Below are 25,951 nucleotides of genomic sequence, written 5' to 3' on the forward strand. Positions count from 1 at the left end.
CCTTACACTCGTTCAATAATCAGGGCGATCCCCTGCCCGACACCGATACACATAGTGCATAGCGCATAACGCCCCCCTGTACGTTGCAGTTGTCGGGCCGCTGTCATCGCCAGCCGCCCACCAGATGCACCCAACGGATGCCCCAGCGCAATCGCCCCGCCATTCGGATTCACATGTGTCGCGTCATCCGGTAACCCTAAATCACGCATTACCGCCAGCGCCTGAGCGGCAAAGGCTTCATTGAGTTCTATAACATCCATTTGATCCAGCGTTAACCCTGTCTGCGCCAGAACTTTGCGCACCGCAGGCGCGGGTCCAAACCCCATAATACGCGGTGCAACGCCTGCGGTTGCAATACCCACCACCCGAACTAACGGTTGCAAATCATGCTGCCGCATTGCTTGTTCACTGGCGAGCAATAATGCACATGCGCCATCGTTGACACCGGAGGCATTCCCCGCAGTGACGGAGCCACCTTCACGTACCACCGCCTTCAAACCTGCCAGCGCCTCCAGTGAGGTTGCACGGGGATGCTCATCGCGGATAAAGAGTTGCGCCGGGCCTTTACGCTGCGGCACGCTAACTTCCGTCAATTCTTCTTCAAACAGACCATCTTGCTGTGCCTGAGCAGTACGTTGCTGACTACGCAGGGCAAAAGCGTCTTGATCCGCACGACTGATGTTAAATTGCCCGGCGACGTTTTCGGCTGTTTCTGGCATTGAATCAACGCCATACCGCGCTTTCATCTGAGCGTTAATAAAGCGCCATCCAATGGTGGTATCTTCCATCTTCATGTTGCGATTCCATGCGGATTCCGCTTTCCCCATGACAAACGGCGCTCGCGACATGCTTTCCACGCCACCGGCGATCATCAAATGTGTTTCACCGCTTTTAATCGCTCGGGCAGCAACACCAATTGCATCAAGACTTGAACCACAAAGTCGATTTATAGTGCTTCCCGGCACGCTTTCCGGCAGCCCGGCTAACAGTAATGCCATTCGTGCCACATTACGGTTATCTTCCCCTGCCTGGTTGGCACAACCGTAAATCACATCGTCAATAAATGCCGGATCGAGTCCTGGATTGCGTGATAACAGCGCTTTAAGCGGAATTGCAGCCAGATCATCAGCCCGAACCGTTGCCAACGTGCCACCAAATCGACCAAAAGGAGTTCGCACTGCATCGCAGATAAATGCCTGATTCATATTAGTTCCTTATGCGCTTTCCGCCAGTTGTTCAAAGCTGAGCGTGACAGGCGTCAGACGTTGCAGTTCTTCAAACGACATGCCGTTAAAGATTTCTCGCACCACGGGACCGTTATTCGTGATATCAATGACTGCCAGGTCAGTATAAATACGGCTAACGCAGCCGATGCCCGTCAGTGGATAACTGCAACGCTCAACCAACTTGCTCTGCCCGTTACGGGTCAAATGATCCATCATCACAAAAACCTGACGAGCACCAATGGCTAAATCCATCGCACCGCCAACAGCGGGAATGGCGTCCGGTGCCCCGGTACTCCAGTTAGCTAAATCACCTGTTGCGGAAACCTGATAAGCCCCCAATACGCAAATATCCAGATGCCCACCGCGCATCATGGCGAAGGAATCCCCATGGTGGAAATAACAACCGCCCTGTAACAATGTCACGTACTCTTTACCTGCGTTAATCAGTTCAGGATCTTCCTTGCCTTCTTGCGGCTTCGGTCCCATTCCCAACAAACCATTTTCGCTATGCAGAAAAATTTCTTTATCGGCAGGCAGATAATTGGCGATACGGGTCGGCAGACCAATCCCAAGATTGACGTATGCGCCTTCCGGGATATCCTGGGCAACGCGTTTCGCCATTTCATCACGCGAAAGCTTTTTCATTATTGACTCCTTAGGCGCTCAGTGCGTTATCTTGCAGATTTTCAAGGGAAAAAACGCGTTGGACGAAGATGCCTGGCGTAATGATATGTTCTGGATCCAGTTCTCCCAGCTCAACAAACTGGCTGACTTCCACAACGGTGGTTTTCGCCGCAGTGGCCATAATCGGACCAAAATTACGTGCAGCTTTGCGATATACCAGATTTCCCCAACGGTCAGCCTGATGCGCTTTGATCAGGGCAAAGTCAGCTTTGATAGGGTATTCCAGTACATAGTCACGTCCGTCGATGTGGCGTGTTTCTTTACCTTCTGCAAGCGTAGTACCGTAACCTGTTGGGGTAAAAATCGCGCCCAGCCCTGCCCCCGCAGCCTGGATACGTGCCGCCAGGTTACCCTGTGGCACAAGTTCAAGCTCTATTTCTTTATTGCGGTATAAGGCGTCAAAAATTTGCGAGTCCACCTGACGGGGAAACGAGCAAATCATTTTCCTTACTCGTTTTGCTTTAAGTAGCGCCGCCAGTCCTACTTCACCGTTGCCGGCATTGTTGTTAATAATGGTGAGATCGCGTGCCCCTTGATCGATCAGGGCATCGATCAGATACGTGGGTTGTCCGGCGGTGCCAAATCCACCAATCATTATGGTGTCGCCATCCGCAATCCCGGCGATGGCCTCTTCGAGCGATGACACACGTTTATCAATCATCAGGTTGCTCCTTGTCGTGCGGATTTCGCACATTTATACGTTGTTCGCACAAAATGTGACCCACATAACGAATGCAATCAAGGGCGATAATCGAAATATGGTGCGATTATCGAACATCAGATATATTTGTTAGCAGAATGTGATCTAAGGCGAACAGTGAGGAAAAAACAGTGGAAAAACATCCTGATGATCGGCTGAACAGTGATGCCGATCCTTTTAAAGGCGATCCAAATTTTATGGCCTCGCTGGCGCGTGGACTGGACGTTATTCAGGCATTTACCCCGCAGCGACGGATGATGTCTATTTCACAAATTAGCCAGAAAACAGGCATCCCAAGAGCAGCTGTCAGGCGCTGCCTTTATACACTGGGGAAATTGGGATTTGTTTATGCGCAGGATGGTAAAAATTTCGAACTACGTCCGCGAATTCTGGCACTCGGTCATGCTTATCTTGCTTCAACACCACTGGCAAGAGCAGCACAACCGGTCCTTAAACACTTAAGCGAAATGCTTAATGAATCCTGCTCTATTGCCACACTGGATGGTGACGATATTTTGTATATTGCCAGAGCGTCCAGTTCACGCATAATGACCATCGACCTTGATATTGGCAGTCGTTTACCCGCATGGGCGACCTCGATGGGCCGCGTATTACTAAGCCATTTGCCCGAAGAAAATCTCAATGACTTACTGGGCAGAGTGACGATGATTCGCTACACCTCACAGACGGTGGATTCCGTTTCAGCGCTACGTGAAGAGCTGAAAAAAGTACAACACCAAGGTTACGCCCTGAACGATCAGGAACTGGAGATGGGCTTGCGATCTATTGCGGTGCCATTAAGCAATACCCGAGGGCAAGTGCTGGCAGCATTGAACGTTGGCGTACATGCCGGACAAGTCTCTGCTGATGAATTATTAAGCCGGGTACTGCCGGAGCTACAAAAAGCGGCGCAGGAACTCTCGCTCCTGCTGGATTAGTTACCGACTGCGTTTGGCGTGGCGCTCCCAGTTTTCCTGTTTTGCCTGAGCAGTTTTACGCAATGCAACATAACATGCCCCGCTGCCACCGTGATGTGGCAGTACGGTGCAATACGCCTGAACGTCGTCAAATTCCGTCAACCAACGGGCAACATAGCTGCGCACGATATTGGCATGAGATTTATCCTCACGCCCTTTGCCATGGATAATCAGCACATTACGTAAGCCGTCTGCCAATGCCTGATGAATAAAACTAAACACCATTTTCCGGCACTCTTCTACCGGCTGGCGAAGCAGGTTTAAACTGGCTTGCTGCGGATATTTACCACTGCGTAATTTATCTATCACGCCGTGTTGTAACCCTTCGCGACGGAACTCCAATGGTTGGCTGAGGGGAATAATGTCCAGAAACCCGGTAGTGAGGAAATTATCAAGTTGCAGAGTATCAATACGTTGCGGTGCACGTTGATTACGTGTGGGATGCCAGAGAACATCCGTTGAGCGTTTCAGCGGCTGGACATCTTCCATGGCGTCAAGAAACAGCGATTTGTCGTCAAGGTTCATACTACATCCTCCCGCAATTAAAAGCGCATTATCATAACCACGTCACTGTCCACCAACAAGAACGCACTGCTGTGTGTATTGTAGAGTCTGCGGATGTCGACAGACTCGATTTTGTTATTCCACTTCGTAAGTATGGTGACGAATGCCCGCCGCGTGATATTTTGTAGCCCCCATTCTGCATACAGGGTTGAAAAATGCTGACATTACTCGAAGATAAAATTGCCACGCCGCTGGGAATGCTTGCGGTAATTTGTGATGAACAATTTCGCCTGCGTGCAGTTGAATGGGAAGAGTATCGTCACCGCATGATGCAATTGCTGGATATTCATTACCGGATTGAAGGGTATGAACTGCGTGAAGCTAACAATCCCGGCGGGCTCTGCCAGCATCTGACAGATTACTTTGAGGGCAATCTGTCGGTAATTGACAACCTGCCTACCGCCACGGCTGGAACACCGTTTCAACGCGAAGTATGGCAGGTATTGCGAACCATTCCCTGCGGACAAGTGATGCACTATGGACAACTGGCCGAGAAGTTAGGGCGTCCTGGTGCTGCCCGCGCAGTAGGCGCCGCCAACGGCTCCAACCCCATCAGTATTGTTGTACCTTGCCATCGGGTTATTGGACGAAACGGCACAATGACCGGTTATGCCGGCGGAGTGCAGCGAAAAGAGTGGTTATTGCGCCACGAAGGTTATCTCCTGCTGTAATGACCAGGCTATTTGTGCCTTCTTACATCCTTGTTAACGTAAAGTTACCGTTAACAATGTACGGTTATTCAACAAGATATCGTTATTTCTGAAGCAAATATAAGAATAATCCGCTATTGAAGGATTTGCGCCCTTACGTGCTCACCAAAAAGATGTTAAAATTGACAAATATCAATTACGGCTTGAGCAGACCTATGATCCCGGAAAAGCGAATTATACGGCGCATTCAGTCTGGCGGTTGTGCTATCCATTGCCAGGATTGCAGCATCAGCCAGCTTTGCATCCCGTTCACACTTAACGAGCATGAGCTTGATCAGCTTGATAACATCATCGAGCGTAAAAAGCCCATTCAGAAAGGCCAGACACTGTTTAAAGCTGGCGATGAACTGAAATCGCTCTACGCCATCCGATCCGGCACGATTAAAAGCTATACCATTACCGAACAAGGCGATGAACAGATCACCGGTTTCCATTTAGCAGGCGATCTGGTCGGTTTTGATGCCATCGGCACTGGACACCATCCGAGTTTCGCCCAGGCGCTGGAAACCTCGATGGTATGCGAAATCCCGTTTGAAACACTGGACGATCTGTCCGGGAAAATGCCGAATCTGCGTCAGCAGATGATGCGCCTGATGAGCGGTGAGATCAAAGGCGACCAGGATATGATCCTGTTGTTGTCGAAGAAAAATGCCGAAGAACGTCTGGCGGCGTTTATATACAATCTTTCCCGTCGTTTCGCCCAGCGTGGTTTCTCTCCTCGCGAATTCCGTTTGACGATGACGCGTGGTGATATCGGTAACTATCTGGGGCTGACCGTTGAAACTATCAGCCGTTTGCTGGGGCGTTTCCAGAAAAGTGGTATGCTGGCAGTAAAAGGCAAATACATCACCATTGAAAATAACGATGCGCTGGCACAACTTGCCGGTCATACACGCAACGTTGCCTGATTAATCCACAAACCTTCCGTTATGTTTCTGTCAGATCGATAAATTATTTGTATTTATTGATCTGACAGAAGATTCCCCCCTGTTTCATTCACCATATATAGGTTACTCTTTTAATTACAAACTGCGATGACAGTTGTAAGGAGACCCTGTATGGCTAACTATCAAAATATGCTTGTTGTTATCGATCCCAATCAGGACGATCAGCCAGCATTGCGGCGAGCTGTTTATTTGCATCAACGGATTGGTGGCAAAATTAAGGCATTCTTACCGATCTATGACTTTTCCTACGAGATGACTACCCTTCTCTCGCCTGATGAGCGAACAGCGATGCGTCAGGGTGTTATCAGTCAGCGAACTGCGTGGATTCGTGAGCAAGCAAAGTACTACATTGATGCAGGCGTTCCTATTGAAATCAAAGTGGTCTGGCACAACCGGCCTTTTGAAGCCGTGATTCAGGAAGTTATCAGCGGCGGTCACGATCTGGTTCTGAAAATGGCGCACCAACACGACCGTCTGGAAGCCGTAATTTTTACCCCGACCGACTGGCACTTGTTACGTAAATGCCCATGCCCAGTGTGGATGGTGAAAGACCAACCGTGGCCAGAAGGTGGTAAAGCGCTGGTGGCGGTGAATCTTGCCAGTGAAGAGCCATATCATAATGCGCTTAATGAAAAACTGGTGAAAGAAACCATACTTTTGGCTGAAAAGGTTAATCACACCGAAGTCCATCTGGTGGGCGCTTATCCGGTAACACCAATCAATATCGCTATTGAACTCCCCGAATTTGATCCAGGCGTGTACAACGACGCGATTCGTGGGCAGCATTTGTTGGCAATGAAGGCGTTGCGACAAAAATTCGGTATTGATGAAAAAGTCACGCATGTCGAAAAAGGACTACCTGAAGAGGTTATCCCGGATTTGGCTGAACATTTACAAGCTGGGATTGTAGTTCTCGGTACTGTTGGACGCACCGGTATTTCTGCGGCGTTTCTGGGTAATACCGCCGAGCAGGTTATTGACCATTTGCGCTGTGACCTGTTGGTGATTAAACCCGACCAGTATCAAACGCCTATCGAACTTGATGACGACGAAGACGATTAAACACTGAACTTACCGGATGGCGAGTTTCATCAGCCATCCGGTTTATCACGATTATGCTTTATCTTCCCCGCCAAGCAGATAAATCCCCAGGGGAATGGCCAGCAGAACAGTGAATACCAGGCTATAGACAAAAATCATAGAAGACTGGATAAAATACATTGAAGTCGTCCACTCGGAGAGCGGGATATTGTACTGCTCAATCACGCCACCAATGGTTGCGCGTGTCACTATCGACGCCGCAATGACAAATACCCCCAGCAGACACAATAGAAATTTTTTCCCTTTTGCGGTTTTCAGCGTTGTCCAGATCATTACCCTACCCTTTCCGATAAAACATATGCTACATAACGATAACAATATCATGGCATTCACTCTCTGTCTGCCATTAAAAATTGACATTTAATTTACACTTTAAAGGTTGTCCGTACTTTGAGCTAATCGCGCTATTTCCCGACCTTTCCATAGATGACCTGAATGTTTGCACACGGTAAAATATTCTCGCCCAGAGTATTTCGGCTAATTAGCCGAGCATGGAGGAACAGAGATAATAATGATTACTCAAATATTTATCGTTAACGCCCTGAATCTGGCGATTGTTTTCGGAAGCTGTGCAGCATTGGTGTTGATGAGCTTTTGGTTTCGCCATGGGCAGAAAAGAAGAAAAGGCTTTGTATTTCATGCCGCTCAATTCTTTATCTATGCGGTCATTATCGGCGCAATTGGTAACATTGTTAATTATGTGATTGCAACGTATAAAATTAATTTTATCTCTTCCGATGCAATCGATTTTATTTGTACATCATTAATTGCGCTTATTTTAACCGTTAAACTGTTTTTGTTGATCAATCAATTTGAACGCAAACAGATCAAAAAAGGTCGAGATGTGACCAGTGCGCGGATTCTTTCGCGCATAATTAAGATCACGATAATTATGGTGATTGTATTGCTCTATGGTGAGCATTTTGGCATGAGCCTTTCTGGTCTGTTGACCTTTGGTGGTATCGGTGGTCTTGCTGTTGGTATGGCAGGGAAAGATATTCTAAGTAATTTCTTTTCCGGGATTATGCTTTATTTTGACCGCCCTTTCAGTATCGGCGACTGGATCCGTTCTCCTGACAGAAATATTGAAGGTACGGTCACCGAAATTGGCTGGCGGATTACCAAAATTACGACATTTAATAACCGCCCACTCTACGTGCCCAACTCCTTGTTTTCTTCTATTAGTGTGGAAAACCCCGGCAGAATGACCAACCGACGGATAACCACAACCATTGGTTTACGTTATGAAGATGCCGCAAAGGTGGGAACAATTGTAGAAGCGGTGCGCCAGATGTTGCAGACACATGAAAGCATTGATCAACATCAGACGTTACTGGTGTATTTCAATGATTTTGGTGATTCGTCATTAAACATTATGGTTTATTGTTTTACTAAAACCACCGTCTGGGCCGAATGGCTGGCAGCGCAACAGGATGTTTTCCTGAAGATTATCGATATTGTCCAGGCGCATGGCGCAGATTTTGCGTTCCCAAGTCAGACGCTGTATCTGGATAACTCGACACCCCAGCAAATTAACGAGAAATAACGTTAATTTTGTCTAAAAAAACTGGCGCCCAAATGCGCCAGTTTTACTTTGAAAGATGTCTACACTAAATAATTCGAGTCGCAGCACCTGCAACGAGTATATCAGTGCTCAACAACATACATTGTGCGGCTGTAGGCAACATCTTCTGCATTGTTGATCGGATAACCTTTCAGCCACGGTTTAATTAATCGACCATTAGTGTACTGATAGATTGGTGCAATAGGTGCCTGCTCCATCAATATTTTTTCCGCAGAATTATAATCAGCATTCCTTGCCTTTTCTGTATTCTCCAGCGAAGCCTGATTAATTACCTTGTCATAAGCCGGATTATTAAACCGTGAAATATTACCTGAGTGCATTGAGGTTAACAATGACAGGAAAGTTGACGGTTCATTATAATCGCCCACCCAAGAAGCGCGGATGACATCAAAATTGCCGGTATTACGGCTATCAATATAGGTTTTCCATTCCTGATTTTGCAGTTTAACATCAACGCCGAGATTCTTTTTCCACATTGACGCGACCGCAATCGCGATCTTCTGGTGATTCTCAGAAGTGTTATACAGCAGTGTCAGTTTGAGCGGTTTTTGAGGGCCATAACCTGCCGCACTCAGCAATGTTTTTGCCTGTGCATTGAGTTCTTCCTGGCTCATCTGCTCAAATGGCGAAGGTTCAGGTGTAAATCCTGCGGTAACATCAGGGGTAAAATGCCATGCCGGTTTTTCACCTGTACCCAGTACTTTTTCTGCAATCAGACGTCTGTCGATAGTCATACTCAGCGCCATACGGACACGTTGATCCGCAGTTGGCCCCTTCTGAGTATTAAACGCATAATAGTAAGTACCTAACTGCGGCGGTGTATAAACCTGCCCCGGAATATCCTTCAGCAATTTTTGGTAGAGATTTTTCGGGAACGACTCGGTGATATCAATATCACCGGCCAGATAACGTTTTGTTGCGGCAGACTCCTGATTGATTGGCAGGAAAGTGACTTTTTGCAGCACCGTTTTACCGTTATCCCAGTAGTGGCTATTAGGAACAACAACCAGTTTTTCGTTGACCACCCGCTCTTTTAACACAAACGCGCCATTACCAACTAAATTGCCAGGCTTTGTCCACTCTTTGCCACTTTCTACATTCGCTTTTTTTACCGGATAAAAAGCAAAACTGGCGGTTAAATTAGCAAACCACGGTAATGGCTTATCGAGATGCACTTTAAGTGTACGGGCATCAACGGCTGTTACCCCCAGTTTATCTGGTGTGGTTTTACCGTCGATTATCGCCTGAGCATTGTTAATTCCGGCAAGTGCAGCAAACCAGGCAAAGGGAGATAATGTCTTCGGATCAACCAGTCGCTGCCAACTATAAACAAAATCTTCCGCAGTCACTGGCGTGCCATCAGCCCATTTTGCGTCATCACGCAGGGTAAAAGTCCAGATACGGTTGTCGTTGCTTTTCCACTGAGTAGCAACACCGGGAACAATTTCCCCCTTCTCATTCTGATTAACCAGCCCTTCAAACAGGTCCCGGATAACCTGAATCTCGGGTAATCCTACCGCTTTCGCCGGGTCTAATGTCGCTGGCTCATCCTTGATATGGCGCACAATCTCTTGCTTCTTTGCGAGCACTGTTCCATCGGGAACATCTGCCGCCCAGGACAAAGAAATGCTGCTAACCAACAGCGCACAACACGTTACTGAAACAGAGTGCCTCATCTGGGTTCCCTCAATCCGGCTTTTATTTAGATGCGTAATTATTTGTTTCGCCTTAAAGAATTGCAAATACCTTGTAATAAAAAATTGATATGACACGTAACATTCGCGCTACGTGAAATCAATTTGCTTCCTGACAAATTTTGCACAACACTGCGAGTAAATAATTGCAATGGTTGAGACGATGATGACTGTTACTCGCCCGCGCGCCGAACGTGGCGCATTTCCTCCCGGAACTGAACACTATGGTCGTTCTTTATTAGGTGCACCACTCATCTGGTTTCCGGCTCCCGCCGCCAACAGTGAAAGCGGATTGATTCTGGCTGGCACTCACGGCGACGAAAACTCTTCCGTGGTTACCCTTTCCTGCGCATTACGCACTTTAACGCCTTCATTGCGCCGCCATCACGTGGTGCTCAATGTTAACCCTGACGGCAGCCAGTTAGGGCTGCGGGCGAATGCCAATGGAGTTGATCTCAACCGCAATTTCCCGGCAGCTAACTGGAAAGCGGGTGAAACTGTATATCGCTGGAATAGTGCTGCGCCAGAACGAGACGTGGTACTGCTCACGGGGGATGCACCAGGTTCAGAACCTGAAACTCAGGCACTTTGCCAACTTATTCATCGTATTCAGCCTGCGTGGGTTGTTTCTTTTCACGACCCGCTGGCATGCATTGAAGATCCACGACAAAGCGAATTAGGCGAGTGGCTGGCCCAGGCATTTGAGCTGCCATTAGTGACCAGTGTCGGTTACGAAACACCAGGATCGTTTGGCAGTTGGTGTGCAGATCTCAATTTACCCTGTATCACCGCCGAGTTTCCGGCCATCTCATCAGATGAAGCCAGCGAGAAGTACCTGTTCGCGATGTCCAACCTACTACGCTGGCATCCTAAAGATGCACTTGTCCGGTCGTAAAATGCAGATGTGGCTCCACATCCATTGCCAGCCAGGTGGGGCCATCAAGATCAGCAAAACTGACCTGAGGAACAAGCGGCAAAGCGGCGCTAATCGCACGTGAAGTGCAGAGCATACAACCTAGCATCAGACTGAATCCCTGCGCCTTAGCTTCGGTGGCCAGTGCCAGTGCCTCAGTCAAACCGCCAGTTTTATCCAACTTGATGTTGACCATTTCATAACGCCCTTTCAGCGCTTTAAGGTTGCTACGGGTATGGCAACTCTCATCAGCACAAATTGGCAGAGGATGAATGAAGTTCTCCAGTGCGGCGTCGTCCTGGGCAGGAAGCGGTTGTTCAAGCATTGCCACGCCCAGATCTGCCAGCAACTGGCAACGTGCCGCCAGTCCCTCAGCGCGCCAGGACTCATTGGCATCGACAATGATCGTGGCTTCAGGTGCTGCTGCACGTATTGCCACCATTCGCTCACTGATCAAATGACTATCAAGTTTCACCTTCAGTAACGTCGCGCCCTTATTCCACAAAGCGGCAGCACTGGTGGCCATCTGCTCGGGAGTACCAATCACGACAGTCTGTGCCGTAGTAATGGTTGAATTTAGTTCAATGCCCAGTAACTCTTCCAGTGTTTGCTGTTGCTGCCGGGCCTGAAGATCCCATAACGCACAATCGACAGCGTTGCGTGCGGCGCCTGCCGGTAACAACTGCTGTAGCGCTTCACGGGTTAATCCCTTTTCCAGTTGCGGAACGATCTCCATGATTTGCGCCAGTACCGAAGCATCGCTTTCGCCATAACGCAGATATGGCGTACATTCTCCTACGCCTTTTACGCCATCCTCCTCCAGTTCGACCACCACAACATGCGCTTCGCTGCGACTGCCACGGGCAATCACAAACGGGGTATGTAATGGCCAGGCTTCTTCATAAACCTTTACAGATCTCATCTCTTCTCCTTCATGCGATACCAAAAGATCAGGCGTAAATAGCGTTTGATGTGTTATAGACTGTTGGCATAAACTAGTGGTGACGTTAACTATATGTAAATAGGAAGATAACCATGTCACAAACCGTTCATTTCCAGGGCAACCCGGTTGCAGTCGCAAACTCCATTCCTCAGGCGGGTAGCAAAGCGCAGCCTTTTACTCTCGTGGCAAAAGATCTGTCTGACGTCACACTGAGTCAGTTTGCTGGCAAACGCAAAGTGTTAAATATTTTCCCAAGTATCGATACCGGCGTATGCGCTGCATCGGTACGTAAGTTTAATCAACTGGTAACAGAAATCGACAACACGGTTGTGCTGTGCGTTTCTGCTGACCTGCCGTTCGCTCAGTCTCGTTTTTGCGGTGCAGAAGGTTTAAATAACGTCATCACCCTCTCTACTTTCCGCAATGCTGAGTTCCTCAAAAATTATGGTGTAGAAATCACCGACGGCCCGCTGAAAGGTCTGGCAGCACGTGCAGTTGTCGTTATTGACGAAAATGACAATGTTGTTTTCAGCCAGTTGGTAAATGAAATCACCACCGAACCGGATTACGACGCCGCACTCACTGTGCTGAAAGCGTAAGAAGCGAAAAGCCTGATAAGCAACTCTGCTATCCTGCTATCAGGCTTTAACATTACTCTTCGCTTTTTTTCTGATTCAGACCATATTCACGCAATTTATTGGCGATGGCGGTGTGCGAAACCCCCAGCCGTTTTGCCAGCTTACGTGTGCTGGGATAATTACGATACAGTTGCGTCAGCACCGAACGTTCAAAGCGGCTGGTGATCTCATCCAGCGAACCTTCCATCGCATCTTCACCGACAGCCACCGTGGCGACATCATAGTCTGGTAACAGAATATCCTGCGAGCGTAGCTCATAACCATCCAGTTGCGTTAATGCTCGATAGATCGCATTTTTTAACTGACGCACGTTTCCAGGCCAGGCATAACGGGTCAGTACGGTATTGAGATCGGCGGCCAGTTTTGGTCTCGGCACGCCTTGCTCATCAGCAAAACGGGCCACGAACAACTCCGTCAAAGGCATAATATCTTGCGGGCAATCGCGCAGTGGCGGCAGATTTAGTGTCAAAACGTTAAGGCGATAATAGAGATCTTCCCGGAACAGGCCTTTTTGTACCAACTCAACCAGGTTTTTCTGCGTCGCGCAAATCACCCGTACATCCACATGAACTTCGTGGTCCTCACCAACACGGCGGAAAGTACCGTCGTTAAGAAAACGCAGTAGTTTGGTCTGCATACGTGGTGACATCTCGCCAATTTCATCCAGCAGAACAGAGCCACCATTCGCCTGCTCGAAGAAGCCTTTTTTGCCTTCCGGTGCGTGACCAAACAGTTCACTTTCAACGGCGTCTTCCGGGATAGAAGCACAATTAAGCGCCAGATAAGGTTTCCCCGCTCGTGGACTGGCCTGGTGGCACGCGTGAGCAAAGAGATCTTTACCCGTGCCGGTATCACCGGTAATCAACAGTGGCGCACTCAGCATCGCCAGTTTGCGCGCCTGCTCAACTACATGTTTCATTTTCGGGCTAACGGCGACAATCTGACTGAAAGCGCTAACATCTTGAGAGGTGATGTTTTGCAGCTGACGCCCCATCCGAATGGTAGAACGCAACATCACCACCGCGCCTGTCAGCACGTGCTGATCGTTTTCATCCTGCAAATACACAGGCGTGATTTCCATCAGGAAGTTTTGCCCGTTAATCACCACATGTTCGTTATGTGATGTTTGCGGATTACCTTCCAGCCAGCGCAGAAAATTAAAACCATTAATCAATTGCGCGGCGGTATGGTTACGCAGGCGATCGAGATGTTGACCAAAAAGTTGACAACTTGCCGGGTTAGCAATCTCAACCTTGCTTTTCATATCCAGCGATAAAACAGGTTCCGGAAGAGCTTCAAGTAATGCGCTGAGCGCCAGATGCTCACGCTCAGAAGGCATCCAGGGAACAGTGCGAACATCTGTAACGCCGGAGATACGGCGAATTTCAGCCATCAGGCTACTGAATGTATTGAACTCCAGTTCAGCGAAGTTAAGGTAAATTCGCCCGATGGGATCGATCTCAATACCGCGTAAATCAATGCCACGTAGCACAAGAATATCGAGCAGTTCGCGGGTCAGACCGAGCCGGTCTTCACAAAAGACTTCCAGACGCATGGGAACCTTCACCTGAATAATGAATCATTAGATAAGATGATAAGCCACTCTGAGGGAAGCAGGAAGAACTCTGTCAACAAATATTGACAGAATGACGGAAAAATGGGCGTTGTGGCGTAAAGTTATACGTTTAACGCCCATTCTTAATTAATTTTCGCGTCTGGTTGGTGCTTTCTGTAACGTCTCCTTGAGTTGACCAATCAATTGACGGCGGAAATCCCCCAATCGCGGTTTATCATCATCAAGCCACGGCAATGGACGACACAACTCCATGGCCTTAATGCCCAGACGCGCAGTTAATAAACCTGCACCAATACCTTGTGCTGCGCGCGTTGACAGTCGTGCAGCAAGATCTTGCGACATCCAGTCCATCCCTACTTCCCGCACCAGCTCACTGGCTCCGGCAAAAGCGATGTTCAACAAGACCAGGCGAAATAAGCGCAAACGACTGTAATACCCCAACTCAATGCCATACAGCGTTGCGATACGGTTGATAAGACGTAAATTGCGCCAGGCAATGAAGGCCATATCCACTAATGCCAGCGGACTTACTGCAATCATCAATGTAGACTCTGCTGCACTACGGCTGATCTCCCGCCGCGCCTGAGCATCCAGCACGGGCTGCACCAAATGTGCGTACAAAGTCACGACCTCACGGTCATTTTGTGTTTCGTGAATCGAGGCATACCAGCGTTGCAGCGCCGGATGTGACTGATCGATTCCCGCCTGCTGCGCCAGTTTTTCGCAAAACGCGCGCCCTTTCCCGGCGCCGTGACTGTGCAACAAATCGCGCGCTTCATCGCGTTCATGAGCACGCTGGCGCAAGCGCCATAAGCGTCGCCACTCTGTCACCACAGACCCTACGCCTGCACCAATAATCAATGCTCCTGCGGCACAGCCGCCCAGGGCCACCCAGTCCTGAGTTTGCCAGGCGTTCATCGTCCACTGCACACCCTGACCAACAACGCTTGCACCAAACAGCGCCAGTCCGCCCATCACCATTTTGCGCCACAGACTGCGTTTCGGACGTAGCGCCGCATCCATCACTGCTTCAACTTGCCCTTCTTCTTCCGGCGCTTCGTCGAGTGTGGCTGGGGCAAAATTTTGCGCCTGATTTTCGTCAAAGGTCTGCTGCGCCTTAAATTTAGGGCTCTGATCGACCTCCAGTGGACCGTCGAAATCAATACGTGGTTTTAACGGTTCGGTCATCGCAATTTATCTCCTATTAAAAATTCCAGCGCAGCATCAAGGCGAATATGCGGCAACGGTTTGTCGACATCCATCACCTGCGGGCGAAACGCCTCAAACTGGAAGCCTTGCTTATCCCAGAACGCCTGGCCAGGCAAACGTGCGGGAACTTCGCCAGGATACACAGTGAGCGGTGCACCATCACTGAGCCGATTACCGCGCAGCGCCGGGATTTTCTCACCGTTAACATCAATAATGCCGCTAGTGGTCGCCTGAACTGACGCCAGCCCCAGGCAGTCCATACTGATCCCTTCGAACGCCGCATTTTGCCAGGCATCCTGAATCAGTTGTTGCAGTAATGAAACCATATTGGCGTGTTGATCGATGGTCACATGATCCGCTTTAGTGGCAGCAAACAATAGCTTATCGATAACCGGCGAAAACAAGCGCCGGAACAAGGTACGCTGCCCATAGTGGAAGCTTTGCATCAGCTGCGTCAGCGCCAGACGCATATCATTAAATGCTTGTGGCCCACTGTTGAGCGGTTGCAGGCAGTCCACCAGCACAATCTGCCGATCAAAACGCAGGAAGTGATTTTTATAGAACCCCTTCACCACTTTCTCGCAGTAATAATTAAACCGCTCGCGCAGCATTCCGGCATTGGTATGCTTATCGGCCTGCGCCAGTTTGGACTCGCCCCAGACATCGACATCCGGCCACGGGAAGAATTGCAACGCGGGCGCACCTGCCATATCGCCCGGCAAGACAAAACGCCCAGGCTGAATAAAGTGCAGCCCCTGCTGTTTGCAGTGGTGGAGATAATCGGTCCATGCGGCAGCAATGTCTGCAAGACGGTTTTCGTCGGCAGGTGCTAGTGGGTCCAGCCCTTCGCACATCATTCGCCATTTTGCCGACCATTCGCCGCGCTGACCATTGAGTAAGCCCGTCATCTGGCGCGACCAGCTTAAATAGTCCTGCGCCAACATCGGCAAGTCGAGCAGCCATTCGCCGGGATAATCCACTATCTCCAGATATAACGTGGAAGTGTCTTTGAAGTGACGCAACAGCGAATCGTTCGATTTATAGCGTAGCGCCAGGCGAATCTCACTGACGCCGCGTGTTGGGGTCGGCCAGGCGGGAGGATCGCCATATAACTGCGCCAGCCCTTCATCGTAGGTGAAGCGCGGAATGCCAAAGTCACGCTGGGGAATGCGTTTTACGCCCAGCAGGCGCTCTTCACGCACCGCACTTAATAGCGGCAAGCGTGCTCCGGCATGAATATTGAGCAACTGATTGACCATCGCAGTGATAAACGCGGTTTTGCCGCTGCGGCTAAGTCCGGTTACAGCGAGGCGCAGATGTCTGTCGACACCCCGATTCACCAGCGCATTAAGTTCATTTTTAAGTCGCTTCATTGCTGTCCTGTGGACCAGAAAAAAATCATTCGTAAGGATATGAATGTGGGGGCCATGCCCTTGATTATCAACTGCCCGTGTTGTCATCTTGAGGCGAACTCCATAAGATGTGCAGCATTCACGTTCGGACGGAGTTCCTGACCTATGTCCCCTACTATTTATGATATTGCCAGGGTTGCCGGCGTATCAAAATCCACCGTATCACGCGTGCTGAATAAGCAAACCAATATCTCCCCGGAAGCGCGCGAAAAAGTGTTACGGGCCATTGAAGAATTACAGTATCAGCCAAATAAACTGGCCCGCGCGCTGACCTCTTCGGGCTTTGATGCCATTATGGTGATTTCTACCCGCTCGACCAAAACTACGGCGGGTAACCCGTTTTTCTCCGAAGTTTTGCATGCCATTACCGCCAAAGCGGAAGATGAGGGTTTCGACGTGATATTGCAGACGTCGCACAACCCGGCTGAAGACTTACAAAAATGTGAAAGCAAAATTAAGCAGAAAATGATTAAAGGCATTATTATGCTAAGTTCGCCAGCAGATGAGTCTTTTTTTGCCCAACTCGATAAATACGATATTCCGGTGGTAGTAATTGGCAAAGTTGAAGGTCAATACGGCCATGTTTATTCTGTCGATACCGATAATTTTGGCGACAGTATTGCGCTGACCGATGCGCTAATTGAAAGTGGACATAAAAATATTGCCTGCCTGCATGCTCCGCTTGATGTTCATGTTTCGGTTGATCGCGTCAATGGCTATAAGCAAAGTCTGTCTGCGCATAATATTGCAGTGCATGATGAATGGATTGTTGATGGTGGTTATACCCACGAAACAGCATTAAAAGCCGCACGGCAACTATTAAGTCAGTCTCCGTTGCCTGAGGCGGTATTTGCCACTGACAGCCTGAAATTAATGAGCATTTATCGTGCGGCGGCAGAGAAAAATCTTGCCATTCCGCAGCAGTTAGCGGTAGTGGGTTATAGCAATGAAACGCTGTCGTTTATTTTAACGCCTGCACCGGGCGGTATCGATATCCCGACGCAGGAGTTAGGTCAACAAAGTTGTGAGTTATTATTCCGCCTAATCGCCGGAAAACCGTCACCGCAAAATGTTACCGTTGCCACACATATGACGTTGAAATAAGTATCGAATGTAGGCCGGATAAGGCGCGCGCTGCATCCGGCAATTACGTACATTATCAGAACGCGTAATTCACACCGACACCTGCATAATGGAATTTATCGCTGTCGCCTTCATCGTGATCCTGCCACTCAAACGCGTATTCCAGCGAAACGGAAAGACCATTCTGGAAATCATAACCGTAAAACAAACCAAGACGGTTAAAATCATGGCCTTCACGTTCGATATCATCCTGCCAGTCCCAGTTACTCCAGCGATCCAACCCAATGCGCGTATATGGTGTTACCGAGTGATTGCCGAGCGTCAGCGGTAAATAGGCGCGAATTTCTTGCGTGGAGAATTCACCGTTATTGCGGCTGTTGTCCATATTAAAGCCGCGTTCGAGATAATAGTTCACTCGCAAGGCAACCGTTTCGTTGAAGGTATATTGCAGACCCGTTTCCGTTTCGACACGGGTATCAGCATAACCGGTTGTATTGAGATCGTTGGCAAATTTATACATCGACAGCCAACCGTTGAAACGTAAATCGTCAGTCAGTTTCACATCCCAGTCTGGCGCGATTTTCCAGCGCTGCATATTTGCCGTGTCTTTACCCGGTTCATCAACGTAGTGATAACCATAGTTACGGAAACCACCGGTCAGGCCGAAACTGAAATCATCGCTTTCGAGAAACTGATAATGCACTTCCAGTTCCGGGCGATCAAACCAGGTTCCACGTTTACCCGCGCTATAATCTACAGGCCCTTCCTGATAATAAGCCAGCGATATTCTCCACGGCCCGTTGGCAGCATTAAAATAGACGGAAGGCTCCGCCAGCCCGTCCATATCTTCGCCATAACCCTCGACGTTTTCTATTTCGTACATCGCGCCGATATTAAAGTGCCAGTCGTTTTTTTCCTCAGCCTGTGCGCAGGCCATTCCCGCACACATCACCAGTGCGGTACAGGGTAATAACTTTTTCATTATTGTTCCTTGTATTATTCTGGGGGAATGCCTTCCCCCTGTATTTAGCGAATTGCTATTTCCGTTTCTGCATCAAAGAAATGACATTTGGTCATATCGAAATGAATAGTGACGTTTTCTCCTGCATGATAATCATTTAACGCACCGGCACGGACCACCAGCTCGTGCCCCCCAACCGTGGTGTAGAGCATAAATTCCGCACCGGTTAATTCCGCTACGCTAATTTTGGCGGAAATGTTATTTTCCTCTTGCGCATCCGGATGAATATCCTCCGGGCGTATTCCCATCACAATGGGTTTATGCAAACTTTCCTGCGTTTTCAGAACCGCTAATTTCTCTTCGGGAATGGTTAATTTAAGCGTTTCCGTAACGAATTTATCGCCATCGATCGTGCCGCGAATAAAATTCATTGCAGGTGACCCAATAAATCCGGCAACAAACATATTCGCCGGTTGGTTATAGACCGTTTTCGGCGCACCGACCTGCTGAACAATCCCATCCTTCATAATGACAATCCGCGTCGCCATGGTCATCGCTTCGGTCTGATCGTGGGTCACGTAGATCATGGTGGTGTTCAGTTTCTGGTGCAGCTTGCTGATTTCCGCGCGCATTTGTACGCGCAGCTTGGCATCCAGGTTAGAGAGCGGTTCATCCATCAAAAACACGCCCGCTTCGCGCACAATCGCCCGTCCGAGCGCCACACGCTGGCGTTGCCCGCCGGAAAGCGCGCCCGGCTTGCGTTTCAGGTACTCACGCAGGCCAAGGATTTGCGCCGCCCAATTAACCCGCTCATCTATCACCTCTTTGGCGATTTTTTGCATCTTCAGGCCAAACGCCATGTTGTCGTAGACCGTCATATGCGGATACAGCGCGTAGTTCTGGAAAACCATCGCAATATTGCGCGCTTTGGCCGGAACGTCGTTCATTCGTTTGCCGTCGATCAACAGATCGCCGCCGCTAATCTCCTCAAGCCCGGCAATCATACGCAGCGTCGTCGATTTACCACAGCCCGACGGGCCGACAAATACAATGAACTCTTTATCGGCAATTTCCAGGTTGAAGTCCTTCACCACATGCACCTGGTTATCGTAGATTTTTTGAATATGTTGTAACGAAAGCTGTGCCATGTTGATTCCTTTGCTATACGTTTTGCCAGAAGGCCGATAACCGCGGCCAGGTCAGAGACTCCGTTGAGGGCAACAATAATTGCGCCCCAGTTAAGCCCGCGCCGATCCCCACCGAGCGCATACCGCTGGCGTTAATGGCGTCAATGCCCGCCTGCGCATCTTCAATGCCGATACATGCCTGCGGCGGCACGCCCAGCCCGGCACAGGCGGCGAGAAAGATTTCCGGATCCGGTTTCGAGTGTTTAAGTTGGGAAGCGTCCGCGCAGAAGGTGAAAAACTCGCGCAGCTCCAGCGCCGCTAAAATTGTTGGGGCATTCAGAGAGACGGAGGCCAGCCCTACCGGGATGCCTTGCGCCCGAAGATCTGCCAGCAAAGGCCGAATTCCCGGCAGAACAGCGTTAACCGTCAGTTCGCGCAGTGAGTGGACGTAGAGCAGATTTTTGCGATACGCCAGTTGCGCCCGCTCTTGCACGTTAAAGTCGCCCTCTTTGCCCCCGTGTTGCAAAATGCGTCGCAGGGACTCATCGCGGCTGATCCCTTTTAACGTCTCGTTAAATTGCACATCGATGCCGATGCCGATTTCGGCGGCAATCTGCTGCCACGCCTGGAAGTGCAGATGTGCGGTGTCGGTGATCACGCCATCCAGATCGAAAATTACCCCTTGTAGTTTCATTCATCCTCCTGATGTGTGGTAGCAGTCCCATTGAAGGGCAAAATAAAATCACCCAAACAGAAAACAGATTCTTCAGTCACGGAAATAAGCTGGCCGTTCAACCGCAGCGAAACGGGCGCAGAAGTACGAATCGCAATACGCTGCGCGTCGAGAGTGACCTGTAATTCGCAGCCCTGCCAGAACAGAGGGAAAGACAACTGTTGCCACTGCTCAGGTAACGCCGGATTGAGATGTAATTCGCCGTCGCGCACGCTGAGTCCGGCAAAACCCTGAATCGCGCCCAGCCAGATAGCGCCAGTTGCGGCAGCGTGGATACCGTCATCGCAGCTATGCGGATCAGCACCGAGATCGATTTCACTCCCCTCGCGCCAGAACGGGTAACTCTGCGCAAGCAAGCCACAACGCGCGGCAACAATGCCGTGGATCGCTTTACTCAATGACGAGTCGTGAATGGTGCGCGGTTCATAAAATTGCAGATTGGCGAGACAAGAGGCCGCTGAAAATTGTTCCGGTAGCATGTAATTGAGCATCACCACATCGGCCTGCTTGAGGATCTGCATCTCGTTCACTTCTGCGCGTGAATAATCCAGCAGAATGGTTTGCTTCCCGGCCGCCGCTTTGTATTTCGCCAGATCTATCGCCGGTTTCGCCATAAACGAATCATCCTGCGGCAAAACACCGTCGGGCTGAATTCCTGGCATCCACAGCTCTTTGAGGAACATGTCGGCACGATGAATAAACGCGTCGTCGCTACAGCCAAACTGGCGAGCAATATTCAGCGCCTGTTGGACGTTGTAGCAGGCCATATAACTGGTGTATGCGTTATTATTAACGTGTTCGGTATATTCGTCTGGCCCAATAACATCATGAATTTCCAGACGGTCGTTAACCCTTACCGCACGGCTAATCCAGAACTTTGCGGTCTCCAGCAGTAGCGCCATGCCTTCGTGAGCGATGAAGCTTTCATCTCCCGTTACCTGCCAGTATTGAATAACCGCCCAGGCGATATCGGCAACCAGATGATGTTCCGCCTGCGCTGAGGCCACTTTTTGCCGCAGCCCGGTACGAATGTTAATGGCGGCAAATTCCGGCGTTTCTTCTTCCCCGCTACGTGCGCTCTCCCACGGAAACAGCGCGCCCTGCCAGCCATTGCGTCGCGCTTTCTCCTGCGCGCCAGGCAAGTTGTGCCAGCGATAGCGCAGCAAACTCCGGGCAATCGTCGGTTCGCTAAACAGATGGAACGGCAGCAGGAACACTTCCGTATCCCAGAAAACATGGCCTTTGTAGCCTTCGCCGGTTAAGCCTTTCGCCGCAATGCTGCTACGCTCGTCATGGGCGGGCGTCATAATACGCAAATGATAAAGCGCATAGTCTAACGCCCGCTGATCGTGCGCATCGCAACTCTTTACCGTGATACGACGTTTCTGCCACCATTGCTGCCAGTTTTCTGTCGATGCTGCAAGAAGTTGGTCATAACTCTGTTGTGTAGACATTTCGAGCTGGCGAAGCGACGCACTGCCCCACTCGTCTAAAGCGGCTTGTCGGTCGTCCCGCCAGTCAATCCACACCCGCTTTTGCAGGGTCAGTGTTTCACCTGTGCGAAGTTGCGTGCTGGTATGTTGCAGCAAACGGCGCTCTTTTGCGGTATAGCACTGCTGAACGTCACCATCCGCCTGACAGTGACAACTGATTGCCACATCACTGCGCCCATCCTGGGTGGTGTAGATCCCCTGCATCAAATGCTGACCAAACACCCGCACCTGGGTTTCATCCAGATGCTGGCGACCGTGGTTGGTTTGCGTGGCATCAATGCCTGTTGAGATCAGCACTGATGCCTCGGCGTCCAGCGGGGTAATACTGATTTCCAGCGCGATCAGCGGCAGTTGTTCTGTTGAAACAAAACGACGGCTTTCAATGGTGAACCCTGCGCCGTCGCTCGTGCGCCAGGTAACACTGCGGCGTAATTCTCCACTGGCAAAGTCAAGCTCACGCTGCCACGCTTCGCGGGATAGCGAAAAAATCTCGCCGTTTAGGGTAATTTCCATTCCCACCACGTCTGGTAGATTCACCAGTTCGTTGATTTCTCCTTTCCCGGCTCGATGATAAAGCCCTGCCAGATACATGCCGCGCGTCTGCCGCGTGTAATCTTCTTCATGGGTGGCACGAAGCCCAAGATAGCCGTTTCCCTGCGCCATTAATGAGGCATATTTATTCAGGGTATGCTGGCTGAAATGGGGTTCCGTTAATGTTACTGGCCTGGTCATAATTCCACACGCGTCCCTGTTTCTGCGGATTGATACAGCGCCGCCACCAGTTGCTGGATGATGTACCCTTGCTCGGCGTCGGCAATCATCACTGGCTTGCCCTGTACGTGATTGATAAAGGCTTCCATGCTGCGCAAATGACGGTTGTCGTCGGCCAGTTCCCGTTGCATCAGCGTCATTAATTCACCGTTGTTATCGGTATAGATATGCGCCGGAAACAGTGTGGCTCCGGCTTTATCACCGCAAAAGCTGACGTTCATCATCGACTGTTCGCGGATGTTGAGTGCAAATGATGTCTCCAGCAACAGAATGCCGCCGTTATGAAATTCAATGGTGCCAAACAGCGAATCTTCGACGCTGTAGGTTGCCGGGTCCCACTCGCCAAATTGACCAAAGCTCTTTTGCGGGCCGATCTTTTGAAAGCTATGCGCATTCACGCTTTTCACCGCCGGAAAGCCCAGCACATACATCGCGGCATCCAGCATATGAATGCTGATGTCGATCAGCGGGCCACCGCCCTGCAGTTCTTTATTGGTAAAGACACCCCAACCGGGAACGCCGCAGCGACGCAGGGCGCGAGCGGTCGTCACGTAAATCTCACCCAAAACGCCGTTGGTCACCTGTTCACGCAGTTGTTGCGTATCAAGGGCAAAACGATGGTGAAAGTCGTAGGCCAGCACCTTGCCCTGTTTGCGCGCGGTATCGCACATTTCCCGCGCCTGTTCTGGCGTCATGGCGGGCGGTTTCTCGCACATCACATGGCAGCCTGCCTCCAGCGCCATCAGGGTATGCTCGTAATGAAAACGGTTAGGTGAACAGACGCTTACCACGTCAGGTTTTACCGCCAGCAGCATGGCCTGCGGATCGTCCCACACGGATGCGTTCCCGTATTTCTCTGCCAACGCCTGCGCCTGGGAAAGGCGGCTGTCACAGACAGCCACCAGTTCCAGATCGTTGCGGGTGCAGTAGTACGAAGCATGAACCTTATCCGCCACCTGGCCCGCGCCTATTATCGCGACCCGCAGCGGAGAGCTTGTCATTGCACTTTTCACAAAGACCTCTTAACAGGTGCGCAACCAGGCCAAAGAATCACGGTACGCCTGAGCAGGATCTTCTGCCCGGATACGCCCTTCATATACCACATAGCCCTGATAGTTATCGGCGCGAATCTGTTCAAACAGCGCGTGGAAATCGAGGGTGCCGCTGCCCGGCTGATAGCGATGATTATCGGCAATATGCACATGACCAAGCAGGTCACGGTTGTCATGCAGCGCCTGAGCCAGGTTATCCTCTTCGATGTTCATGTGATAGAAATCGCCGATAATCTGCACATGTTTAAGGTTGTTTTCGACGATGTAACGACGAGAATCGGCGAGCGTGTTGATCATGTGGTCCTGATAGCGGTTTAGCTGTTCGAGATACACCACCGTTCCGGTACGCGCGGCTACCTTTTCCAGGAAACGCAGGGAATCGCTCACCATTTGACGATCGCCGTCCAGGCTGCGCGGCGAGGTCATCGGCGGTAAGCGAAAGGTAAACATGCCCCACGCAGCCGGAACGACAATCCCTTTACCGCCCACTTCTGCCAGCGCCTCAAGAATGCGCTCGATCTGCTTTAAACCATTAAGACGACGCTCTTCAATAAAGTCGCCAATCCAGCCGTCATAGCCGCCGCAGGCGGTGGTCACCGGTAAACCGGTTTCTTTGATCGCTGCTTTGACTTCTTCGATATTGTTAACCAGCAGTTTGCCGTCAATCTCAAAACCATCAAAACCCATCTCTTTGATATAACGAAATTTCTCCAGAATATTTTCTGGAAAGAAGGCCTGATTCTGTGTACCGATTTTCATTTTTCCGTCCTTAGAATTAAAAAGTTACGCCCATTTTGATGCTCTGTTCCGGATGCTGGTCGACATACTGCATGTAGCTTTCCGGGCTGTTAGCAAAGGTCACCACCGGGTCGATTAAATCTTCACAATTGAGATAACCGTTCATCAGCAGTTCCCAGCAGGTTTCTTCAATACGCTTGCGGCTCCAGCGCGGATAATCCGGGTTCGGTTCACTGCACGCACGAGAGAAGACAATTTTGGCGTTGTTGAAATGCGCTTCACGTCCGAGGTTGAAACCTTCGGCAAATGGTTTGGCAAACGCAACATAGGAGATGGTGCCGCCATAAGCCAGGCCGCGCAGTGCCGATTGCAGTGCGTCGGCGTAGCCGCTGGTTTCGATAATCACATCGGCACCCTGCTTGCCGGTCAGCGTTTTAATCTCTTTGCCTACATCCGTGCCAATGGGGTTAAGGCAGAAATCCGCCCCGTGGCGACGGGCAATATCACAGCGATGAGCGATAGGATCGACACCAATCACCACCGACGCACCAGCGCGTTTTGCCAGTTGAATGGCAATTTGACCAATCGCGCCAAGCCCTACCACCACCACAAAATCGCCCACGCGCACGTTGGCATCGCGCACGCCGCTCATGGCAAACTGCGCCGGGTCGTAACAGACGGCGTTTTTCCACGAGCTACCTTGCGGCATCTTGCGCAGTTTGTAGTTATTCACCGCGTTAATGATGACCGTTTCGGAAAGCGGGCCGTAGCCGCATACGCTGTCACCCACCGCGTAGTCGGTAACGTCGCTGCCGCACTCGATAATGTCGCCAACCACCATGTTGCCAAGCTGGAACTTGCCAAACTCAATGCCGCGCGGCGCATCTGCCGGACGGGGGGTGAACATCTGCCATTCGCCATTAAAGTCTTCATTGATAAACGGGCTGGCGGCGCGGAAATCGACCACTTCCGTCCCGTGTTTCGGCGCGCCGAACCGCACGCGGATCTTCACTTCATTGGCTGAAATCGCCCTGTCTTCATACTCCACCAACGCGGCAACGCGCGGTGCTGTGGCTACTAACTTTTTCATGTAAAACTCCTTGTCAAGAAACTG

At 50.3% G+C, this 25,951-nt stretch carries 25 protein-coding genes; 8 read left to right on the forward strand and 17 right to left on the reverse strand.

The features are described from left to right. Window positions 1–2: 2 nt before the first annotated feature. The 3 genes from pcaF to K0335_RS03165 are packed head-to-tail and all read right to left on the reverse strand — an operon-like array spanning window position 3 to window position 2,571. The gene (pcaF, locus tag K0335_RS03155) at window positions 3–1,205 is read right to left on the reverse strand and encodes a 3-oxoadipyl-CoA thiolase (protein WP_001070520.1); all 1,203 of its coding nucleotides are present in this window, start codon (window positions 1,203–1,205) and stop codon (window positions 3–5) included. Between the two features lie 9 nt (window positions 1,206–1,214). Continuing rightward, entirely contained in the window at window positions 1,215–1,871 is a 657-nt protein-coding gene (locus K0335_RS03160) for a 3-oxoacid CoA-transferase subunit B (protein WP_104919790.1), read from the reverse strand. 10 nt (window positions 1,872–1,881) lie between these two features. Further along, window positions 1,882–2,571 (reverse strand): 3-oxoacid CoA-transferase subunit A, encoded by a 690-nt coding sequence (locus tag K0335_RS03165; protein ID WP_000565944.1) that lies wholly within the window; start codon window positions 2,569–2,571, stop codon window positions 1,882–1,884. 170 nt (window positions 2,572–2,741) lie between these two features. Between K0335_RS03165 and K0335_RS03170 the strand changes: the two genes are divergently transcribed. Then, the gene (locus K0335_RS03170; RefSeq protein ID WP_000410928.1) at window positions 2,742–3,548 is read left to right on the forward strand and encodes an IclR family transcriptional regulator C-terminal domain-containing protein; all 807 of its coding nucleotides are present in this window, start codon (window positions 2,742–2,744) and stop codon (window positions 3,546–3,548) included. On the opposite strand, the gene smrA is transcribed toward K0335_RS03170, so the two are convergent. Further along, entirely contained in the window at window positions 3,549–4,112 is a 564-nt protein-coding gene (gene smrA, locus K0335_RS03175) for a DNA endonuclease SmrA (protein ID WP_219393723.1), read from the reverse strand. Between the two features lie 194 nt (window positions 4,113–4,306). Here smrA and ogt point away from each other — a divergent pair, with 194 nt between their 5' ends. From ogt to uspE, 3 genes are all read left to right on the forward strand, one after another. Beyond that, window positions 4,307–4,822, forward strand: coding sequence for a methylated-DNA--[protein]-cysteine S-methyltransferase (ogt, locus tag K0335_RS03180; protein WP_148048410.1), 516 nt, complete (start codon window positions 4,307–4,309; stop codon window positions 4,820–4,822). Between the two features lie 194 nt (window positions 4,823–5,016). Further along, complete coding sequence (gene fnr / locus K0335_RS03185; protein WP_002431524.1) at window positions 5,017–5,769, forward strand: fumarate/nitrate reduction transcriptional regulator Fnr; 753 nt, start codon at window positions 5,017–5,019, stop codon at window positions 5,767–5,769. A gap of 150 nt (window positions 5,770–5,919) precedes the next feature. Then, window positions 5,920–6,870, forward strand: a complete 951-nt coding sequence (gene uspE, locus K0335_RS03190) for a universal stress protein UspE (protein ID WP_000035068.1) — start codon at window positions 5,920–5,922, stop codon at window positions 6,868–6,870. A 51-nt stretch (window positions 6,871–6,921) separates the two neighbouring features. Here the strand turns inward: uspE and K0335_RS03195 are convergent, their stop codons facing one another. Continuing rightward, window positions 6,922–7,182: a DUF2534 family protein gene (locus K0335_RS03195; protein WP_000638314.1), complete on the reverse strand. Its 261-nt coding sequence runs from the start codon at window positions 7,180–7,182 to the stop codon at window positions 6,922–6,924. Between the two features lie 238 nt (window positions 7,183–7,420). Between K0335_RS03195 and K0335_RS03200 the strand changes: the two genes are divergently transcribed. After that, the gene (locus tag K0335_RS03200; RefSeq protein ID WP_000632634.1) at window positions 7,421–8,455 is read left to right on the forward strand and encodes a mechanosensitive ion channel family protein; all 1,035 of its coding nucleotides are present in this window, start codon (window positions 7,421–7,423) and stop codon (window positions 8,453–8,455) included. 101 nt (window positions 8,456–8,556) lie between these two features. Here the strand turns inward: K0335_RS03200 and K0335_RS03205 are convergent, their stop codons facing one another. Beyond that, window positions 8,557–10,170 carry an ABC transporter substrate-binding protein gene (locus K0335_RS03205; RefSeq protein WP_001216570.1) on the reverse strand — a complete coding sequence of 538 codons (1,614 nt, stop codon included), beginning with the start codon at window positions 10,168–10,170 and terminating at the stop codon, window positions 8,557–8,559. Between the two features lie 184 nt (window positions 10,171–10,354). Here K0335_RS03205 and mpaA point away from each other — a divergent pair, with 184 nt between their 5' ends. Further along, on the forward strand, window positions 10,355–11,083 hold the full coding sequence (mpaA, locus tag K0335_RS03210) for a murein tripeptide amidase MpaA (RefSeq protein WP_024256446.1): 729 nt from the start codon (window positions 10,355–10,357) through the stop codon (window positions 11,081–11,083). Here the strand turns inward: mpaA and ycjG are convergent. After that, window positions 11,058–12,023: an L-Ala-D/L-Glu epimerase gene (ycjG, locus tag K0335_RS03215; RefSeq protein ID WP_001258054.1), complete on the reverse strand. Its 966-nt coding sequence runs from the start codon at window positions 12,021–12,023 to the stop codon at window positions 11,058–11,060. The two genes, mpaA and ycjG, sit on opposite strands and share 26 nt — an antisense overlap. Window positions 12,024–12,136: 113 nt before the next feature. Here ycjG and tpx point away from each other — a divergent pair, with 113 nt between their 5' ends. Then, window positions 12,137–12,643, forward strand: coding sequence for a thiol peroxidase (gene tpx / locus K0335_RS03220; RefSeq protein WP_000084376.1), 507 nt, complete (start codon window positions 12,137–12,139; stop codon window positions 12,641–12,643). Window positions 12,644–12,695: 52 nt separating this feature from the next. On the opposite strand, the gene tyrR is transcribed toward tpx, so the two are convergent. The 3 genes from tyrR to K0335_RS03235 form a co-directional block, all read right to left on the reverse strand. Further along, window positions 12,696–14,237 (reverse strand): transcriptional regulator TyrR, encoded by a 1,542-nt coding sequence (tyrR, locus tag K0335_RS03225; RefSeq protein ID WP_001235477.1) that lies wholly within the window; start codon window positions 14,235–14,237, stop codon window positions 12,696–12,698. Window positions 14,238–14,384: 147 nt separating this feature from the next. Then, a complete protein-coding gene (locus K0335_RS03230) occupies window positions 14,385–15,446 on the reverse strand; it encodes a YcjF family protein (protein ID WP_000138740.1) in 1,062 nt (353 codons plus the stop codon). Continuing rightward, complete coding sequence (locus K0335_RS03235) at window positions 15,443–16,840, reverse strand: YcjX family protein (RefSeq protein WP_069907104.1); 1,398 nt, start codon at window positions 16,838–16,840, stop codon at window positions 15,443–15,445. Before K0335_RS03235 ends, K0335_RS03230 begins: the two co-directional genes overlap by 4 nt. A gap of 144 nt (window positions 16,841–16,984) precedes the next feature. Here K0335_RS03235 and K0335_RS03240 point away from each other — a divergent pair, with 144 nt between their 5' ends. Then, a complete protein-coding gene (locus K0335_RS03240) occupies window positions 16,985–17,983 on the forward strand; it encodes a LacI family DNA-binding transcriptional regulator (RefSeq protein ID WP_104919794.1) in 999 nt (332 codons plus the stop codon). Window positions 17,984–18,038: 55 nt separating this feature from the next. Here K0335_RS03240 and ompG read toward each other — a convergent pair whose 3' ends face one another. The 7 genes from ompG to K0335_RS03275 are packed head-to-tail and all read right to left on the reverse strand — an operon-like array spanning window position 18,039 to window position 25,927. Further along, entirely contained in the window at window positions 18,039–18,944 is a 906-nt protein-coding gene (gene ompG, locus K0335_RS03245) for a monomeric porin OmpG (RefSeq protein ID WP_160194053.1), read from the reverse strand. Between the two features lie 44 nt (window positions 18,945–18,988). After that, the gene (locus K0335_RS03250; RefSeq protein ID WP_104917314.1) at window positions 18,989–20,071 is read right to left on the reverse strand and encodes an ABC transporter ATP-binding protein; all 1,083 of its coding nucleotides are present in this window, start codon (window positions 20,069–20,071) and stop codon (window positions 18,989–18,991) included. A gap of 13 nt (window positions 20,072–20,084) precedes the next feature. After that, window positions 20,085–20,744: a beta-phosphoglucomutase gene (gene pgmB / locus K0335_RS03255; RefSeq protein WP_104917315.1), complete on the reverse strand. Its 660-nt coding sequence runs from the start codon at window positions 20,742–20,744 to the stop codon at window positions 20,085–20,087. Then, window positions 20,741–23,008, reverse strand: a complete 2,268-nt coding sequence (locus K0335_RS03260) for a glycoside hydrolase family 65 protein (RefSeq protein ID WP_160194055.1) — start codon at window positions 23,006–23,008, stop codon at window positions 20,741–20,743. The genes pgmB and K0335_RS03260 overlap by 4 nt, the downstream gene beginning before the upstream one ends. After that, window positions 23,005–24,060 carry a Gfo/Idh/MocA family protein gene (locus tag K0335_RS03265; RefSeq protein ID WP_219393724.1) on the reverse strand — a complete coding sequence of 352 codons (1,056 nt, stop codon included), beginning with the start codon at window positions 24,058–24,060 and terminating at the stop codon, window positions 23,005–23,007. Before K0335_RS03265 ends, K0335_RS03260 begins: the two co-directional genes overlap by 4 nt. Window positions 24,061–24,069: 9 nt before the next feature. Further along, window positions 24,070–24,858 (reverse strand): sugar phosphate isomerase/epimerase, encoded by a 789-nt coding sequence (locus K0335_RS03270; protein ID WP_219393725.1) that lies wholly within the window; start codon window positions 24,856–24,858, stop codon window positions 24,070–24,072. Between the two features lie 16 nt (window positions 24,859–24,874). Further along, a complete protein-coding gene (locus K0335_RS03275; protein ID WP_104919799.1) occupies window positions 24,875–25,927 on the reverse strand; it encodes a zinc-binding alcohol dehydrogenase in 1,053 nt (350 codons plus the stop codon). Between the last annotated feature and the right edge of the window lie 24 nt (window positions 25,928–25,951).

It is taken from the genome of Escherichia sp. GZ89 (assembly GCF_019366485.1).
GTDB lineage: Bacteria > Pseudomonadota > Gammaproteobacteria > Enterobacterales > Enterobacteriaceae > Escherichia > Escherichia fergusonii.

Coding starts and splice junctions, on each gene's coding strand:
- pcaF (WP_001070520.1), bottom strand. CDS start 1,205: ATGAATCAGGCATTTATCTGCGATGCAGTGCGAACTCCTTTTGGTCGA.
- K0335_RS03160 (WP_104919790.1), bottom strand. CDS start 1,871: ATGAAAAAGCTTTCGCGTGATGAAATGGCGAAACGCGTTGCCCAGGAT.
- K0335_RS03165 (WP_000565944.1), bottom strand. CDS start 2,571: ATGATTGATAAACGTGTGTCATCGCTCGAAGAGGCCATCGCCGGGATT.
- smrA (WP_219393723.1), bottom strand. CDS start 4,112: ATGAACCTTGACGACAAATCGCTGTTTCTTGACGCCATGGAAGATGTC.
- ogt (WP_148048410.1), top strand. CDS start 4,307: ATGCTGACATTACTCGAAGATAAAATTGCCACGCCGCTGGGAATGCTT.
- fnr (WP_002431524.1), top strand. CDS start 5,017: ATGATCCCGGAAAAGCGAATTATACGGCGCATTCAGTCTGGCGGTTGT.
- uspE (WP_000035068.1), top strand. CDS start 5,920: ATGGCTAACTATCAAAATATGCTTGTTGTTATCGATCCCAATCAGGAC.
- K0335_RS03195 (WP_000638314.1), bottom strand. CDS start 7,182: ATGATCTGGACAACGCTGAAAACCGCAAAAGGGAAAAAATTTCTATTG.
- K0335_RS03200 (WP_000632634.1), top strand. CDS start 7,421: ATGATTACTCAAATATTTATCGTTAACGCCCTGAATCTGGCGATTGTT.
- K0335_RS03205 (WP_001216570.1), bottom strand. CDS start 10,170: ATGAGGCACTCTGTTTCAGTAACGTGTTGTGCGCTGTTGGTTAGCAGC.
- mpaA (WP_024256446.1), top strand. CDS start 10,355: ATGACTGTTACTCGCCCGCGCGCCGAACGTGGCGCATTTCCTCCCGGA.
- ycjG (WP_001258054.1), bottom strand. CDS start 12,023: ATGAGATCTGTAAAGGTTTATGAAGAAGCCTGGCCATTACATACCCCG.
- tpx (WP_000084376.1), top strand. CDS start 12,137: ATGTCACAAACCGTTCATTTCCAGGGCAACCCGGTTGCAGTCGCAAAC.
- tyrR (WP_001235477.1), bottom strand. CDS start 14,237: ATGCGTCTGGAAGTCTTTTGTGAAGACCGGCTCGGTCTGACCCGCGAA.
- K0335_RS03230 (WP_000138740.1), bottom strand. CDS start 15,446: ATGACCGAACCGTTAAAACCACGTATTGATTTCGACGGTCCACTGGAG.
- K0335_RS03235 (WP_069907104.1), bottom strand. CDS start 16,840: ATGAAGCGACTTAAAAATGAACTTAATGCGCTGGTGAATCGGGGTGTC.
- K0335_RS03240 (WP_104919794.1), top strand. CDS start 16,985: ATGTCCCCTACTATTTATGATATTGCCAGGGTTGCCGGCGTATCAAAA.
- ompG (WP_160194053.1), bottom strand. CDS start 18,944: ATGAAAAAGTTATTACCCTGTACCGCACTGGTGATGTGTGCGGGAATG.
- K0335_RS03250 (WP_104917314.1), bottom strand. CDS start 20,071: ATGGCACAGCTTTCGTTACAACATATTCAAAAAATCTACGATAACCAG.
- pgmB (WP_104917315.1), bottom strand. CDS start 20,744: ATGAAACTACAAGGGGTAATTTTCGATCTGGATGGCGTGATCACCGAC.
- K0335_RS03260 (WP_160194055.1), bottom strand. CDS start 23,008: ATGACCAGGCCAGTAACATTAACGGAACCCCATTTCAGCCAGCATACC.
- K0335_RS03270 (WP_219393725.1), bottom strand. CDS start 24,858: ATGAAAATCGGTACACAGAATCAGGCCTTCTTTCCAGAAAATATTCTG.
- K0335_RS03275 (WP_104919799.1), bottom strand. CDS start 25,927: ATGAAAAAGTTAGTAGCCACAGCACCGCGCGTTGCCGCGTTGGTGGAG.